General features: G+C 72.3%; 13 protein-coding genes. 8 read left to right on the forward strand and 5 right to left on the reverse strand.

Features of this window, described 5'->3' with window-relative positions; all coding sequences use genetic code 11:
• Positions 1–103: 103 nt before the first annotated feature.
• Positions 104–1,429 (reverse strand): MFS transporter, encoded by a 1,326-nt coding sequence (locus PIJ49_RS13970; RefSeq protein WP_271826876.1) that lies wholly within the window; start codon positions 1,427–1,429, stop codon positions 104–106.
• Positions 1,430–1,448: 19 nt separating this feature from the next.
• Positions 1,449–2,624 carry a zinc-binding dehydrogenase gene (locus PIJ49_RS13975; protein WP_271826877.1) on the reverse strand — a complete coding sequence of 392 codons (1,176 nt, stop codon included), beginning with the start codon at positions 2,622–2,624 and terminating at the stop codon, positions 1,449–1,451.
• Positions 2,625–2,766: 142 nt separating this feature from the next.
• On the opposite strand from PIJ49_RS13975, the gene PIJ49_RS13980 reads away from it, so the two are divergent.
• Both PIJ49_RS13980 and PIJ49_RS13985 read left to right on the forward strand, forming a co-directional pair.
• On the forward strand, positions 2,767–3,585 hold the full coding sequence (locus tag PIJ49_RS13980; RefSeq protein ID WP_271826878.1) for a GolD/DthD family dehydrogenase: 819 nt from the start codon (positions 2,767–2,769) through the stop codon (positions 3,583–3,585).
• Between the two features lie 52 nt (positions 3,586–3,637).
• Positions 3,638–4,603, forward strand: a complete 966-nt coding sequence (locus PIJ49_RS13985; protein ID WP_066655499.1) for a sugar-binding transcriptional regulator — start codon at positions 3,638–3,640, stop codon at positions 4,601–4,603.
• 135 nt (positions 4,604–4,738) lie between these two features.
• On the opposite strand, the gene PIJ49_RS13990 is transcribed toward PIJ49_RS13985, so the two are convergent.
• The gene (locus tag PIJ49_RS13990) at positions 4,739–5,275 is read right to left on the reverse strand and encodes a DinB family protein (RefSeq protein WP_066655496.1); all 537 of its coding nucleotides are present in this window, start codon (positions 5,273–5,275) and stop codon (positions 4,739–4,741) included.
• Between the two features lie 189 nt (positions 5,276–5,464).
• On the opposite strand from PIJ49_RS13990, the gene PIJ49_RS13995 reads away from it, so the two are divergent.
• Positions 5,465–6,967, forward strand: coding sequence for an MFS transporter (locus tag PIJ49_RS13995; RefSeq protein WP_271826879.1), 1,503 nt, complete (start codon positions 5,465–5,467; stop codon positions 6,965–6,967).
• A 226-nt stretch (positions 6,968–7,193) separates the two neighbouring features.
• On the opposite strand, the gene PIJ49_RS14000 is transcribed toward PIJ49_RS13995, so the two are convergent.
• The gene (locus tag PIJ49_RS14000) at positions 7,194–8,231 is read right to left on the reverse strand and encodes a GTP-binding protein (RefSeq protein ID WP_066655485.1); all 1,038 of its coding nucleotides are present in this window, start codon (positions 8,229–8,231) and stop codon (positions 7,194–7,196) included.
• Between the two features lie 60 nt (positions 8,232–8,291).
• Between PIJ49_RS14000 and ykgO the strand changes: the two genes are divergently transcribed.
• Both ykgO and PIJ49_RS14010 read left to right on the forward strand, forming a co-directional pair.
• A complete protein-coding gene (gene ykgO / locus PIJ49_RS14005) occupies positions 8,292–8,414 on the forward strand; it encodes a type B 50S ribosomal protein L36 (RefSeq protein ID WP_058743312.1) in 123 nt (40 codons plus the stop codon).
• A 27-nt stretch (positions 8,415–8,441) separates the two neighbouring features.
• A complete protein-coding gene (locus tag PIJ49_RS14010) occupies positions 8,442–9,098 on the forward strand; it encodes a histidine phosphatase family protein (RefSeq protein WP_066655482.1) in 657 nt (218 codons plus the stop codon).
• A gap of 197 nt (positions 9,099–9,295) precedes the next feature.
• Here PIJ49_RS14010 and PIJ49_RS14015 read toward each other — a convergent pair whose 3' ends face one another.
• Positions 9,296–11,038, reverse strand: coding sequence for a glycerol-3-phosphate dehydrogenase/oxidase (locus tag PIJ49_RS14015; protein WP_251154551.1), 1,743 nt, complete (start codon positions 11,036–11,038; stop codon positions 9,296–9,298).
• 229 nt (positions 11,039–11,267) lie between these two features.
• Between PIJ49_RS14015 and PIJ49_RS14020 the strand changes: the two genes are divergently transcribed.
• The 3 genes from PIJ49_RS14020 to ald all read left to right on the forward strand — a co-directional run bounded on the left by PIJ49_RS14020 (position 11,268) and on the right by ald (position 14,517).
• Positions 11,268–12,209 (forward strand): sugar-binding transcriptional regulator, encoded by a 942-nt coding sequence (locus PIJ49_RS14020; RefSeq protein WP_066658541.1) that lies wholly within the window; start codon positions 11,268–11,270, stop codon positions 12,207–12,209.
• A 61-nt stretch (positions 12,210–12,270) separates the two neighbouring features.
• On the forward strand, positions 12,271–13,275 hold the full coding sequence (locus tag PIJ49_RS14025; RefSeq protein ID WP_081984986.1) for an AraC family transcriptional regulator: 1,005 nt from the start codon (positions 12,271–12,273) through the stop codon (positions 13,273–13,275).
• A gap of 141 nt (positions 13,276–13,416) precedes the next feature.
• Complete coding sequence (gene ald, locus PIJ49_RS14030; RefSeq protein WP_066655475.1) at positions 13,417–14,517, forward strand: alanine dehydrogenase; 1,101 nt, start codon at positions 13,417–13,419, stop codon at positions 14,515–14,517.
• The last annotated feature ends 9 nt before the right edge of the window (positions 14,518–14,526 follow it).

Here is a 14,526-nt window from a genome sequence, read left to right on the forward strand (position 1 = left end):
TCGGGTCGGACGACCGGGTGCGTCGGTCGGGTCGGAGGGGACGGGCCGGGGGACCGGGCGGCGGCGGGACGGCCACCGCCGCCCGGGGTCGGCTCGGCGGGCCTCAGCGGGTGCCGCGGTGCGGGCGTCCCTGGGGCACGTCGAGGAAGTGGATCATCACGAAGGCGCAGGCGTAGAGGCCGACGAAGGTCCAGGTCACCGCCTGGCCGCCGCCGCCGAGCGCGAAGACCGCGGCGACGACGCCGGTGCCGAGGAACGCCGCGCCACCGGCAGCGGTGGTGTACATCGCCATCGCGGCACCCTTGTGCTCCGGGGCGAGCGCGGGCATGATCGCGCCCATCGGGACGAAGCCGGCGAGCAGGCAGCCGAACACGCAGCCGGCGACGACCGAGAGCACGTAGCCCCAGTCGGAGCCCGCGGGCACGAGCTGCGGCACGTACCACCAGGCGACGAGCCCGGTCGCCGAGCCCACGATGCCGAACCACTTCACCGTGCGCTGCCAACCGATCCGGTCGCCGACCCATCCGAACAGGGCGTTGACCAGGATGTTCGTCGCGTAGACGCAGACGGTCATGAGCAGCCAGCGGCTCTGGCCCCACCCGCGGTCGTTCGCGATGATCGCGGGCAGCACGACGAACATGCCGAACTCGGGCGCGGTGTTGATGAGGCGGACGAGGAAGCCCATCAGGATCTTCGGCCGGGTGGCGGTGAGGCGGATCCCGCTCGTCATCACGCGCCAGGCGCTCTCACCGGCGGGTGCGATCCGCGTGAAGCCGTTGGGCAGGCGGACGCCGAACAGCATGATCAGGAAGCCCACGACCACGAGGCCGATCGACGCGACCATGGCGCCCGCCTCGCCGACCGTGCCGCCGCCGAACACCGGGATCGCCCCGATGGCGAACAGCGAGCCGAGGGTCGGCAGCCCACCGGTGAAGGCGACGTAGAACCAGCCGACCGCCGAGCCGTTGCGCTCCACCGGCGTCGTGATGTTCACCCACACCAGGAAGGCGAACGCGAACAGCGGGTAGCCGAAGCCCCGCAGGGCGTACGCGACGGCGGCGAACGGCACGCTCTGCACGTCCAGGGCCAGCACGAACAGCACCTCGAAGACGACCCAGACGGCGAAGCCGAGGATCATCACCCGGCGCGGACCGACCAGGTCGGACAGGGCGCCGGAGACGTAGCTGCCGATCAGGGCGGCGAGGCTGTAGAACGTCACGATCGTCGCCACGGTGGCCTCGGGGCTGCCGAGCACCGCGACCATGTGCGGGGTGATGAAGTTCGACTCGACGCCGTTGCCGGTCATGAAGACCAGCACGGCGACGAAGCCGAGGGCGAGCGGACGGGGGATCCCCATCCGGTCCAGCCGGCCCTCGGACCGGCCGGCGGGGGGCGTGGAGGCGGTGGTGCGCGCGGTCGTCGTCGACATCGCGGGGACTCCTCGGGTGTCAGGCCCGCGCGGCGGACGTGGTCGGCGCGGACGTGGTCGGTGCGGACAGCGACGGGATGATGGACACCTTGACGGACGCACCGGCGGAGTCGCCGACCAGGTCCAGTGCCTGCTGGAAGTCCTCGAGCGGGAACTGGTGCGTGCAGATCTCGTCCATCGGCAGCGTGCCGGACTCGAGCAGCTTGATCGCCGCCGGCCAGGTGTGCGGACCGAGGTGTGCCCCGCGGACGTCGAGCTCCTTGTCGTCGGAGATGATCGACCAGTCGACGGAGACGGCGTCCTTGAAGACCGAGTACTCGACGAACGTGCCGAGCTTGCGGAGCAGGTTCAGGCCCTGCGGTACCGCGGACGGGTGGCCGGTGGCCTCGATGTAGACGTCGGCACCGTAGCCGTCGGTGAGCTCCTTCACCCGGGCGACGGCGTCCTCGTGCGCGATGTTGATCGTCAGGTCGGCACCGACCTTGCGGGCGAGCGCGAGCTTCTCGTCGACGACGTCGAGCGCGATGATCCGCAGCGGGTTCTTCTGGCGGGCGCCGGCGATCGCGGAGAGACCGATCGGACCGGCGCCGGCGATGACGACCGTGTCGCCGAACCGGATGTCGCCGCGCTCGACGGCGTGGAAGGCGCAGGAGAGGGGCTCCGCGAAGGCAGCGACCTGGCCCGGCAGCGCGCGGTCCACCGGGTGCGTCAGAGCCCCGCTCGGCACGAGCACGTACTCGGCCATCGCGCCGTCGAAGCCCTTGAAGCCGAACATGTCGTGGACGTTGCACATCCAGTAGGCGCCCTCGAGGCAGTAGCGGCACTCCCAGCACGGCACGATCTGCTCGCAGGCGATGCGGTCGCCGAGTGCCACACCGCGCTTCGCGAGTGCGTCGTCGGCGCCGGCGACGATCGTCCCGACGAACTCGTGGCCGGGGATCCGGTCGGCTTCCGCCCATGCCGGGCGGTTCTCGTCGCCCCAGAACTTCGCCGCGCCGTGGTAGCACTTCAGGTCGCTCGCGCAGATGCCGACGGCGTCGGTGCGGAGCAGGAGCTCACCCGGTCCGGGCTGCGGGACCGGACGCTCCTCGAGTCGGTAGTCGCCCGGACCGTGGACCACCACGGCACGCATCGTGGTCGGGTTCTCGCGGTGCGCGTCGCCCTGCGCCGGGGTCTCGGTCGTCGTCGTCGACATGAGCTGGTCCTCCGTTGGTCAGCCGGGCGGTGTGCCCGTTCCGATGGTTCGGCGACGACTGTACACGCTCGGGAACAGATGTCCAGAACACAATTTCTGCTATCGTTCCGACACCACGACCGCGCATCGCAAGGGAGCGACCATGACCACCGCCACCGAGACCGACCTCGCCGCCGCACTCCGACCGGGCCCCGACGCCGTCGAGCTGACGAACGACCTGACGGGCCGCACGGCGGTCGTCACGGGTGGGGCGTCCGGCATCGGCAACGCGATCGCCCACGCCTTCGCGTCGCGCGGGGCCCGGGTCGCGATCGTCGACGTCCGGACGGACGCCTCGGCCGCTGCAGCCGCCGGGCTGCCCGACGTCCCCACCGGTGCGCACCTCGGGCTCGCCTGCGACGTCACGGACGACGCCTCCGTCTCGGCGGCGGTCCAGCAGGTCGTCGACGCCGCCGGGTCGATCGAGGTGCTGGTGAACTGCGCCGGCATCGTCGCGCTCGACGCAGCGGAGGACCTGGACGGCGGCGCGTGGGCGCGCACGCTCGACGTCAACCTGACCGGGACCTTCCGGCTGGCGCAGGCGGTCGGGCGGCACATGCTCGCGGCGGGCAGCGGTCGGATCGTGAACATCGCGTCGCAGGCGGCACACGTCGGCCTCGACCGGCACGCGGCGTACTGCGCGTCGAAGGCCGGCGTCCTCGGGCTGACCCGGGTGCTCGCACTCGAGTGGGGCGGACGCGGGGTCACGGTCAACACCGTCTCGCCGACCGTCGTGCTCACCGACCTCGGCCGGGCGGCCTGGGCGAACGAGGCGGGGCTCCGCCACCAGGACGAGATCCCGACCGGTCGCTTCGCCACCCCCGCCGAGATCGCCGCCGCGGTGCTGTTCCTGGCGAGCGACGGTGCCGCGATGGTGAACGGCGCCGACCTGCGCGTGGACGGCGGGTTCACGATCCGGTGACCCCCGGTCGGACTACGATCCGAGTGTCCGACCGATCCGAAGGGTCCGCAGCATGTCCTCCGAGAGCACCACCGGCGCCGAGGGGGCCCGGGCCCGCTTCCCGCTCGACACCGTGTACCAGGCGGCGCGGATGTACTACCTCGAGGACGCCACCCAGGTCGAGATCGCGTCGCGCCTGGGGGTCTCCCGTCCCACGGTCAGCCGTCTCGTCGCCGAGGCCCGCCGCGCCGGACTCGTCCGGATCGACGTCGTGGACCCCTTCCAGGACGAGACCGTCGCACTGGCCGAGCGCCTGCAGGTCGTGCTCGGACTCCGAGCCGTGCACCTGGCCGCCGTGACGCACCAGGCGACGCTCGGTGCCGACCTGGCCGCCCCCATCGCGACCGCGGTCGAGGGCATGGGGCTCACGCCCGGCGACGCCGTGCTGATGTCCTCCGGTCGCACCGTGTACGACGTCGCACACGCCGGGATGCCGCCGCTGGCCGGGGTCCAGATCGTCCCGACGGTGGGCGGCCAGGCGGACCCGATGCCCTGGTTCCAGACGAACGAGATCACGCGGACCGCTGCCGAGCACTCCGGTGCGATCCCGGCGTTCCTCTTCGCGCAGGCCCTGCCGTCCGCCGCGATGCGCGCCACCCTCGACGAGGACCCCGCCTTCCAGCACGTGGTCGGGCTGTGGGGGCGGGCCAAGGGTGCGATCCTCGGCGTCGGCGCACCGACCCCGACCCGCGACGCGCTGGCACGGGGGATCCCGGTCGAGGACGCCGTGTTCGACCAGGCCGCCGGTGACGTCTGCCTCAACTTCTTCGCCGCGGACGGCTCGCCGATCGAGTTCCCCGGCAGCGAGCGCATGGTCCGGACCTCGCGCGACGTCCTGGCCGGCGTCCCGCACGCGGTCGGTGTGGCCGTGGGGGCGGCGAAGGTGCCGAGCATCGTCGGCGCGGTCCGCGCCGGCATGGTCAACGAGCTGGTGACCGACGCCGCGACCGCGCGCGCCCTGCTCGACGCGCTCGCCTGACCCGGCCGCGCACAGCGTCGCTCTCGGCCGCGTCGCCCGTGCGCGTGCCGCCCGCCGTCGGGACGGCACCGTCGACGGACGGGAGGCGCGGTGCGGGCCGGTGCCGCGCCTCCCGTCCGTCCCGTGTCCCGACCGTCAGTCGGTCGTGCGGGCGGTCCTGCGGACGTCCCACAGGTGGTGCACCGGGTCGTGCGCGTAGTAGGTCGCGAGGGTCGCGACCGTGAAGACGCTGCCGTCCGACCGCCGGCCCGTCCGCCCGAGGGCGTCGTCCGGTACCGCGGCGAACGCGGCCGCGGCGTCGCGAGCCGCCTCGGTCAGGTCGCGGGAGACGACCGCCGGGTCCTGCTCGCCGTACCGCTCCTCGACGGCGGTGGCGTCCTGGTCCCAGTTCGCGAAGGCCGGGCCGTCCTCGGACAGCACGAGGCGGAGGCGTTCGGTCATCTTCCGGTGGACGTCGCGGACGTGTGCGCCGTACTCGAGCGGCGACCACGTGTGGTCGTCCGGGCGCTGCCGGACGTCCGGACGGGCGAGCTGCTCCGGCCAGGCCGCCGTGTTCTCCGTGATCACGGCAGGGACGTCGCGGAAGGCGAGGGCTGCGCCGTCGAAGCCGCACTCGGGGCACGCCGCGCCGATCACCCAGGTCCAGTTCTTCGTGTCCGGTCGGATCGCCATGGGGCAGACGTTACCGGCTCGTGACCTCGCGCCCCATCGGCACGGGCATGCGGATCGGGCGGGACCCCCGTCCGGGTGACACGCCGTTCCCTGTGAATCCCGTGGCAGTGCCCGGCCCCGTGCTCCCTAGCGTTGCTGGCTGTCCCGGGCCGGTACCGACCGGCCCGCCCCACCACGAGGAGATCGCGAATGGGTTCCGACCCCAGCAGTACCAGCACCCGACCACCCCGACGTCTGCGCGTCAGCGACGTCACGGTGGTCGACCGGAGCATGATGCGCCGGGCCGTCAGCGGCATGGTCGTCGGCAACACGATGGAGTGGTACGACCTCGGGGTCTACGGCTACCTGGCGGTCACGATGGGCCGGGTGTTCCTGCCCACGGCCGAACCGTCGGTGCAGATCCTGTTCAGTCTCGGGGTGTTCGCGGCGACCTACGTCGCGCGGCCCCTCGGCGGGATCGTGTTCGGGCGGCTGGGGGACCGGCTCGGACGGCAGAAGGTGCTCGCCACGACGCTGATCCTGATGGCGTCGTCGACCTTCCTCATCGGGGTCCTGCCGGCGTGGTCGACCATCGGTGCGGTCGCTCCGGTGGTGCTCGTCGTGCTGAAGCTCGCGCAGGGGTTCTCGACCGGTGGTGAGTACGCCGGGGCCACCACGTTCGTGACCGAGTACGCCCCGGACCGTCGGCGCGGCTTCTTCGCGAGCATCCTCGACTTCGGCAGCTACATGGGCTTCGCACTCGGTGCGACCGTGGTGACCGTGCTGCAGGTGACCCTGGGCGAGGAGACGATGACCGCCTGGGGCTGGCGCCTGCCGTTCCTGCTCGCCGGCGTGATCGGCGTCGTCGCGATCTGGTTCCGCCTGCGCATCGAGGAGTCGCCGGTGTTCCAGGCGACCCAGGCCGCGCAGGAGGCCGCCGCGTCGGACCGCGAGGCCGCAGCGGGCGGCCGACCGGCGAACGTGCTCGTCATGGTGCGCGACCACTGGCGCCCCATCGTCATCGCGATCATGCTCGTCGGCGCATCGAACACGGTCGGCTACGCGCTGACCTCGTACATGCCGACGTACCTCACCGACTCGCTCGGCTACTCCGCGATCGACGGCACGCTGCTCACCATCCCCGTGCTCGTGCTGCTCGCCGTGATGCTGCCGGTCGCAGGACGGCTGTCCGACCGGATCGGTCGCCGCACCGTGATGTGGATCGGTGCCGGGACGACCGTCGTGCTCGCCGTCCCCGCCTTCCTGCTCATCGGGCACGGCGCGCAGTGGTCGACCCTCGTCGGGCTCGGGCTGCTGGCGTTGATGACCGCGCTGTGGGTGTCGAACCAGGCGGCGTCGCTGCCGGCGCTCTTCCCGACGTCGACGCGGTACGGCGGCATGGGCTTCGCCTACAACATCGCCATCGCGGTGTTCGGCGGGACGACGCCGCTCATCGTGCAGGCGCTCCTGACGGCCACGGGGGACCAGCTGGCGCCCGCGTACTTCCTCGTCGCGATGAGCGTCGTCGGAGCGGTCGGTGTGTTCTGCATGCGGGAGTCGTCGCAGCGCCCGTTGCCGGGGTCGATGCCCGCGGTGGAGTCCGAGGACGAGGCTCGCGAGCTCGTCCTCACGCAGGACACGAACCCGAACCTCGACCTGGGGGCCCTGCCGTTCGCGGCGCAGGACCGGGCGGAAGCAGCCGCCGAGCGCTGAGGGGGTGCGGCTGACCGGCGCCGGGTGACCGGGGCCCGGGGCGGCGCGCGGCGCCCGACGCGCGGTTCCAGGTGCCAGGTTCGCGACGTTGCACGTGTCGATCGACGCGTGCAACGTCGCGGTTCGCGCGTCACCCGCGTCTCCGGGCGTTCCCACGTCCCTGGCGAGCAGTGCTCCGCCGTCGGTGCCGCCGCCGGCGCCCGCGCCGGTCGGCCGTCCGCGGTGCTCAGTCGTGCCGGTGCTCGTGCGACGGGTCGAGCGCCGGCCACACCGGGAACGGGTCCGGCCACCGACGCCACACGTCGGGCCCGGCGAGCAGTTCCGCCGGGGTGAGGAGCGCACCGTCCAGCGCGCGTTCGACGGCGTGCACGTCGAGGCGCTCGCCGACGAACCAGATCGCCTGACCGACCGGTGCGTCCTCGTCCCACGACGGGTTCGCGGTCGGGTCGAGCGCCAGCATCGCGCCGAAGCTCGACCACGAGCCGACGTGGTCCGGCCGGGACGCCAGTCGGAAGAAGCCCTTCGAGCGCAGCACCCGGCCGTTCGCCCCCGCCGCGAGGTCGTCGGCGATGACGTCGGCGAGCCGCCCCGGGTGGAACGGCAGGGGCTCCCGGTACCGCACGGTCACCAGGTCGTCCCGCGGACCGCGCCCGGTGTCGGTCCGGCCGGAGTCGGACGACAGGGCGCGCATCCACCCGGCCCCCGAGGCCAGCAGCCGTGCCGCGCCGCCGTTGGACGCCGGCAGGTCGAGGGCGCTGCGCACGGCGGGCGCGGCGACGATCACCGCGTGCGGTGCCATGCGGTGGAGGAGGGACACGAGGGCGCGACGTCGTCGCCCGGACAGCGGCTCGACCCGGTCGAGCGCGATCACCGTGGCGTACTCGACGACGGAGACCACCCGCTCGGCCGCGACGAAGGCGTCGTCCACGTCGGACCAGAGCAGGTGGGCCACGTCGTCCGCGCGGAGCACGGCGACCACGTGGCGCAGGATCCGATCGTCCCCGGTCTCCGAGCGCGCGGCGTTCGCGAGCATCATGCCGACCGCGCGGACGTCGACCTCGGGCGCCAGCGTCACGACGAGGTCGTGGTCGGCGTCGGGTCCGCACACGCGGTCGAGCTGGTCGCGCCGCGCGGCGATGCCCCGGGCCGCGGCGAGGGCGTTGCCGGCGACGTGCATGCGGTGGCCGCTGCTGATCCTGCCGGCGACACGGACGGCGTCGGCATCGTGCAGGGCGGTGACGAGGGTGGTTGCTGCGGGGCGCATGTCGAGTACCCTACATGACAACCATTCTCAACAAGGAGCCGGTGCAGGAAGGAGACCCCCGTGAAGGTCCGCAACTCGCTCAAGGCGCTCAAGAAGATCCCCGGCTCGCAGATCGTGCGTCGCCGCGGTCGCGTGTACGTCATCAACAAGCGCGACCCACGCTGGAAGGCCCGCCAGGGGTAGGTCACCGGCCGTCCGTAGGGTGGGGTCATGCGACTCCTGCTCATCCGGCACGGCCAGACCCCCGCGAACGTGAACGGTGTCCTCGACGCCGAGGTGCCCGGGCCCGGGCTCACCGAGCTCGGGCAGCAGCAGGCGGACGCGCTGCCCGCGGCCCTGGCCGACCGCGGGATCGAGCGGCTCTTCGTCTCGTCCATGGTCCGGACGCAGCACACCGCCGCGCCCCTCGCTGCCGCGCTCGGGCTCGAACCCGTCGTGCTGCCGGGGCTCCGTGAGATCGAGGCGGGCGACCTGCAGGGCAAGCACGACCGGACCTCGGTGCAGCTCTACATCTCGACCGTGCACGGCTGGTCGGCGGGGGACCGCGCGGGCCGGATGCCCGGTGCCGAGAGCGGCGACGACTTCTTCGCGCGCTACGACGACGCCGTGCGGCAGATCCTCGCGACCGGGGTCGAGGTCGCGGCTGCGTTCAGCCACGGCGCGGCGATCCGCACCTGGGCCAGCGCGGTCGCGCAGAACACCCCGGACGAGTTCGGCACGAAGCGGCACCTCGAGAACACCGGGATCGTCGAGGTCGAGGGGTCCTTCGAGGACGGCTGGCGCCTGGTCGACTGGGAGGGCGAGCCAGTCGGTGGCGAGGACCTCATCGACCGGACGGCGCAGGACCCCACCGGCGACGCGTTCTGACGGCCGAGCCGTGCCCGAGACGCCGGCGTCGACTCGAGACGCCCGCAGTCGAGCGAGACGCCGCCCGATCCGGCGGCGTCTCGGCGGGACGGCGGCGTCTGGTGATCCGAGCGGTGCGCGAGTGCGTGACCACGCGACGGACGGGAGGCGCGGTGCCAGCCGGCACCGCGCCTCCCGTCCGTCTGCGCTCGCGTGGACTACGCGGGCTGCGCCGTCGTGTGCAGCGGCACGATCACGCCGTGCGACTCGCGCAGGACGTCGAGCGTGCGCTGGACCTCGTCCGCGCGCTCCTCGGTGTCCCAGCCCAGGGTGTCGGCGAGCACGTCCGCCAGCTCGTCGAGCAGGTCGATGGTGACGCCGCCGACGAAGGCGAGGTTCGTGCGTCGGAGCACCACGTCGACCAGGTGGACCGCCTGCTCGTGCTGCGCGAAGTACGCGACCTCGGCCCGTGTGAGCGACGGGTCGGACTCGAGGGGCACGACCGGGCCGTCGGTGAGGACGTCCACGACCTCGGCCGCACGGGTGCCGTAGCGCTCGAGCAGCCCCTCGACGACGGACTCGTCGAGGCCGTCACGGTGCGACTTGATCCACAGCGCCCGCTGCGCGTCGGTCGTCGGGAAGTCCTTGCCACCGCCGATCGCCATGCCGGTCGTGTCGACCTTCCGGGCGGTGCCGAGCTTCGTGGTGACGTCGCTCGACAGGTGCGCGGCCAGGGCGCGGAACGTGGTCCACTTGCCACCGACCAGGCTCAGCACCGTGGTGTCGGGGAGGCCGGCGATCGGGGTGTCGACGATCCGGTAGTCGCGGGACACGAAGCCGGGGGCGGTGTCCTCGTGGCGGGGGAGCGGGCGGATGCCCGAGTAGCTGTAGACGATGTGGTCGCGGGTGACCTCGATCTGCGGGAAGACGTGCTTCACCAGGCCGAAGAAGTAGTCGATCTCCTCCTCGGTCGTGGTCACCGGCTTCGACGGGTCCGCGTCGATGTCCGTCGTCCCGATGAGCACCCGGCCCTTGAGCGGGTAGATGAGGACGATGCGGCCGTCGTTGTTCTCGAAGAACAGCTCGCGGCCCTTGGTCGCCTCGAGCAGCTCATCGTTCTTGACGACGATGTGGGAACCCTTCGTCCCGCCCATGAACTTCGTCTCGCCGCCGAAGGCCTGGTTCGTCAGGTCGGTCCAGGGGCCGGACGCGTTCACGACCACGTCGGCGGTGAACACGAAGTCCTCGCCGGTCTCCCGGTCGCGGAGGACGACGCCGCCGTCACGGGTGCCGGCTGCCTCGACGTAGTTGACGGCGCGGGCGGTCGCGGCGCTGCCGGTGCCCTGCGCGGCGGCGAGGCCGTCCTTGAGCACGTCGAGCGCCAGGCGCTCCGGCTCGTGCACCGAGGCGTCGTAGTAGGTGCCCGTGTACTTGAGGTCCTTGTTGAGCGCCGGCATGTCGGCGAGCGCGGCCTTCTTGGTGAGGAAGCGGTGCTTCGGCACCGAGCCGCCGTCACGCGAGAAGGAGTCGTAGATCGTCATGCCGATCTTGATGAGCGCGGCACCGCGCTCCTTGGTCGAGCGCTGCTTGTGGGTGAGCATGCGCAGCGGAGCGTTCATGATGCCGGAGAACGTCGAGAAGATCGGCATCGTGGTCTGCAGCGGCTTCACGTAGTGCGGCGCGATGCGGATCAGGCCGTTGCGCTCCTGCACGCTCTCGCGCACGAGACGGAACTCGCCGTTCTCGAGGTACCGGATGCCACCGTGGATCATGTGGCTCGACGCGGCCGAGGCCCCGCCGGCGTAGTCGCCGCGCTCGACGAGCACGACGTCGACCCCCTGCAGGGCGAGGTCGCGGAAGGTGGCGATGCCGTTGATGCCGCCACCGACGATGAGGACCTGTGCGTTCGGGCGCTCGGTGAGCGCGCTGACCGTCTTCCGGGGCTGCGTCTTCTTCGACATGGTGCGTCGCTTCCTTGGTCGGTTCCGTGGGACTCCTCCGATGGTGCGCCTGTGTGGGAGGGCGGGCAACTCGCGTGCACGAACGTGCAGCACACGTGTCGATCGGGTCGGCGGGGCGGCTCGCGACGCCGCTGCGGGTGCGGGGGCGACGGCCGGGAGGCGCGACAGGGGTTGCAGAGGCCCTGCACGTCCGTGCATGCTCGGTTCCGTGAGTGACGCAGCGCAGCCGATGCGAACGCAGCAGGCGCTGCGCGCCGCGCACCTGTACTACCTGCAGGACCTGACGATGGACGCCATCGCCGACGAGCTGGGGACCTCGCGCTCGTCGGTGTCGCGCCTCCTGAAGTACGCCAGGGACACCGGGCTGGTGGACATCCAGATCCGCTCGCCCCTCGACCAGGCCGCCGCGCTCAGTCGCAACATCCGCGCGCGGTTCGGCGTCCACGCGCACGTCGTGCCGGTGCCGGACCACACGAGCGACGTGGACCGGCTGGAGCGGGTGGCGCTGTCCGCGGCGCGCATCCTGACGCAGTACGTCGAGTCGAACATGGTGATCGGCATCTCGTGGGGATCGACCGTCAGCGCGGTGAGCCGCTACCTGGTGCCGAAGACGACGCACGGGTCCACCGTGGTGCAGATCAACGGCGCCGCGAACACCCGCACCACGGGCATCGTCTACGCGTCGGAGATCCTGCGCCGGTTCGGCGAGGCGTACGGCGCGTTCGTGCAGCAGTTCCCGGTGCCGGCGTTCTTCGACGACCCGGCGACGAAGGAGGCGCTGTTCCGCGAGCGCTCGATCCGCCGCGTCCTCGACCTGCACGAGCGGATGGACCTCGTCGTGTTCGGCGTCGGTGCCCCGCAGGCACCGGTGCCGTCGCACGTGTACTCGGGCGGGTACCTCGACCCGTCCGACCGCGACGAGCTCACCGAGGCCGGCGTCGTCGGGGACGTCTCGACCGTGTTCTACCGCGCCGACGGCTCGTGGAAGGACATCGGCGTGAACACCCGGGCCGGTGCGCCGGACCTCGACACGATCAAGCGGGCGCCGCGTCGGGTCTGCGTGGTGGCCGGGCGCTCGAAGGCGGCGTCGCTCAAGGGTGCGCTCGCGGCCGGGCTGGTCACCGACCTCATCCTGGACGAGAGCGTCGGGCAGGCGATCCTGCAGCCCTGACCGCTCCGCTTGGGTCAGGTGCCGACCTACTTTGTCGGTGGTGCCCCGTAGGTTCTGGTCCATGGTGCCTTCTCACGAGAACCCCGATCGGGTGGAGTCCGACGGCGCCGTCCCGGCGGCACCTGCGACCGCGACGGACGGCCGCTCCTTCCGCCGCATCGCCGGCACCGACGTGGATGAAGCCCTGTCGTTCTTCACCGGCGACTACGACTTCCGGGCGCCCCGGGTCCGACGGACCCGACAGCGCCCACAGTGGGACTTCGCGGGGGTGAGCGACGGGCTGCTGTCCCTGCGGACGGCCCGGTTCCTCGTCGACCTCCGGACCGAGAGCGTCGTGGACGACCAGGTCCTCGTCGCGTGGTTGCGGTCCGGGTCCAGTACCCTCACCTTCGGCGGCCGGAGCATCGACCTCGAGCCCGGCGTGCCCGTGGTCCTGCCCGATGCGTACGAACTGCACCACCGCGACATCGGGCTGAACCTGGTGCAGCTCGACAAGGCGCACGTCAGGTCGCTCGTGGGCGATGCCGACTTCACGTTCGACGCGATGCACCGTCCGACCGCCGACGGCGTGCGCACCTGGCAGTCGGTCGTGCGCGCGCACTCGTCGACCTGGTTGCACAGCGACAACGACCTCAGCCCGGCGGCACGGCGCAGCATCGTCGACGCCTTCGTGACCGCGGCGGTCGACGCCTTCCCGCACCGCGAGCGCTGGCAGTCGACGGTCACCGGCAACGGTCCGGAGCACGCCCGACTGCGGCTGGCGCTCGAGTACGTGCACGCCCACGCGCGGGACGCCATCGGGACCGCCGAGATCGCGGCGGCGGCCGGGCTCAGTCCGCGTGGGCTCCAGCAGTCGCTCCGGCGGCACCTCGACCAGACGCCGGGTGACCTGCTGCGCAGCGTGCGGCTCGACGGCGCCCGGGGGGACCTGCTCCGCGGTGACCGCGACGACACCAGCGTGGCGGACATCGCTCGCGCCTGGGGGTTCGGGCACCTCGGCCGGTTCTCGGCGACCTACCGCGCCCGCTTCGGCGAGCTGCCGAGCGAGTCGCTCCGCGCGCACTGACCACCCGGGGCGTGCGCGGGCCGAGCCGAATCTCGTGCGACCGTATTGGCGGAGACCGTGCAGATGTTCGGCGGAAACCCATCCGAAACGAACTCCGGCGCATCGTGGAAGTGTCCTGCACCGCCCACGAAGGAGTCCGTGATGCTGATCGGCGTCCCCACCGAAGTCAAGAACAACGAGTACCGCGTCGCGGCCACGCCGGCGGGTGTGGGTGAGCTCGCGCTGCACGGTCACCGCGTGCTCGTGCAGGCCGGCGCCGGAGCCGGATCGTCCTTCTCGGACGACGAGTACCGGGCTGCGGGAGCCACCGTCGTCGGCACGGCCGCCGAGGTCTGGGAGCAGGCGGAGCTCGTCCTCAAGGTGAAGGAGCCCGTCGCCTCCGAGTACCCGTCGATCCGTCCGGGACAGGTGCTCTTCACCTACCTGCACCTGGCTGCCGACCGGCCGCTCACCGACGCGCTCGTCGCCTCCGGTGCGACCGCGATCGCCTACGAGACCGTGCAGCTGCCGGACCGGTCGCTGCCGCTGCTCTCGCCGATGTCCGAGATCGCCGGGCGACTCTCCGTGCAGGTCGGCGCCGACCAGCTCATGCGCACGAAGGGCGGCCGCGGGCTGCTCCTCGGCGGGGTCCCCGGGACGCCGCGCGGCCGGGTCGTCGTCATCGGCGGCGGGGTCGCGGGGGAGCACGCCGCGACCATGGCCCTCGGGCTCGGCGCCGAGGTCACGGTGTTCGACATCAGCCTGCCGCGGCTGCGTGCGCTGGACGCCCGGTTCGACGGTCGGATCACGACGCTGCGGTCGTCGTCGCACGCGATCGCCGATGCGCTGCGCGAGGCGGACCTCGTCGTGGGGTCGGTGCTCATCCCCGGTGCCTCGGCGCCCAAGCTCGTGACCGACGCCATGGTCGCGGACATGCGGCAGGGGTCGGTGCTCGTCGACATCGCGATCGACCAGGGCGGCTGCTTCGAGGGCTCGCGGCCGACCACGCACGACGACCCGACCTTCCGTGTGCACGACGCCGTCTACTACTGCGTCGCGAACATGCCGGGTGCCGTCCCGCGCACCAGCACGATCTCGTTGACGAACGCGACGCTGCCCTACGCCCTCGCGATCGCCGACCAGGGGTGGGAGCGGGCCACCGAGGTCGACCCGGCCCTCGCGAAGGGCGTGAACGTGCACGCCGGCCAGGTCGTGAACGAGGCCGTCGCGGCCGCGCACGGCCTGGCGGCCGCCGCGCGCTGACGCGCGCCG

It is taken from the genome of Curtobacterium uvaldense, assembly GCF_028307415.1.
GTDB lineage: Bacteria > Actinomycetota > Actinomycetes > Actinomycetales > Microbacteriaceae > Curtobacterium.

Excerpts from the sequence above, each read along its gene's own strand:
- PIJ49_RS13995 (WP_271826879.1), top strand. The coding sequence starts at position 5,465 with ATGGGTTCCGACCCCAGCAGTACCAGCACCCGACCACCCCGACGTCTG.
- PIJ49_RS14015 (WP_251154551.1), bottom strand. The coding sequence starts at position 11,038 with ATGTCGAAGAAGACGCAGCCCCGGAAGACGGTCAGCGCGCTCACCGAG.
- PIJ49_RS14000 (WP_066655485.1), bottom strand. The coding sequence starts at position 8,231 with ATGCGCCCCGCAGCAACCACCCTCGTCACCGCCCTGCACGATGCCGAC.
- PIJ49_RS14020 (WP_066658541.1), top strand. The coding sequence starts at position 11,268 with ATGCGAACGCAGCAGGCGCTGCGCGCCGCGCACCTGTACTACCTGCAG.
- PIJ49_RS14010 (WP_066655482.1), top strand. The coding sequence starts at position 8,442 with ATGCGACTCCTGCTCATCCGGCACGGCCAGACCCCCGCGAACGTGAAC.
- ald (WP_066655475.1), top strand. The coding sequence starts at position 13,417 with ATGCTGATCGGCGTCCCCACCGAAGTCAAGAACAACGAGTACCGCGTC.
- PIJ49_RS13975 (WP_271826877.1), bottom strand. The coding sequence starts at position 2,624 with ATGTCGACGACGACGACCGAGACCCCGGCGCAGGGCGACGCGCACCGC.
- PIJ49_RS13970 (WP_271826876.1), bottom strand. The coding sequence starts at position 1,429 with ATGTCGACGACGACCGCGCGCACCACCGCCTCCACGCCCCCCGCCGGC.
- PIJ49_RS13985 (WP_066655499.1), top strand. The coding sequence starts at position 3,638 with ATGTCCTCCGAGAGCACCACCGGCGCCGAGGGGGCCCGGGCCCGCTTC.
- PIJ49_RS13980 (WP_271826878.1), top strand. The coding sequence starts at position 2,767 with ATGACCACCGCCACCGAGACCGACCTCGCCGCCGCACTCCGACCGGGC.
- PIJ49_RS13990 (WP_066655496.1), bottom strand. The coding sequence starts at position 5,275 with ATGGCGATCCGACCGGACACGAAGAACTGGACCTGGGTGATCGGCGCG.
- PIJ49_RS14025 (WP_081984986.1), top strand. The coding sequence starts at position 12,271 with ATGGTGCCTTCTCACGAGAACCCCGATCGGGTGGAGTCCGACGGCGCC.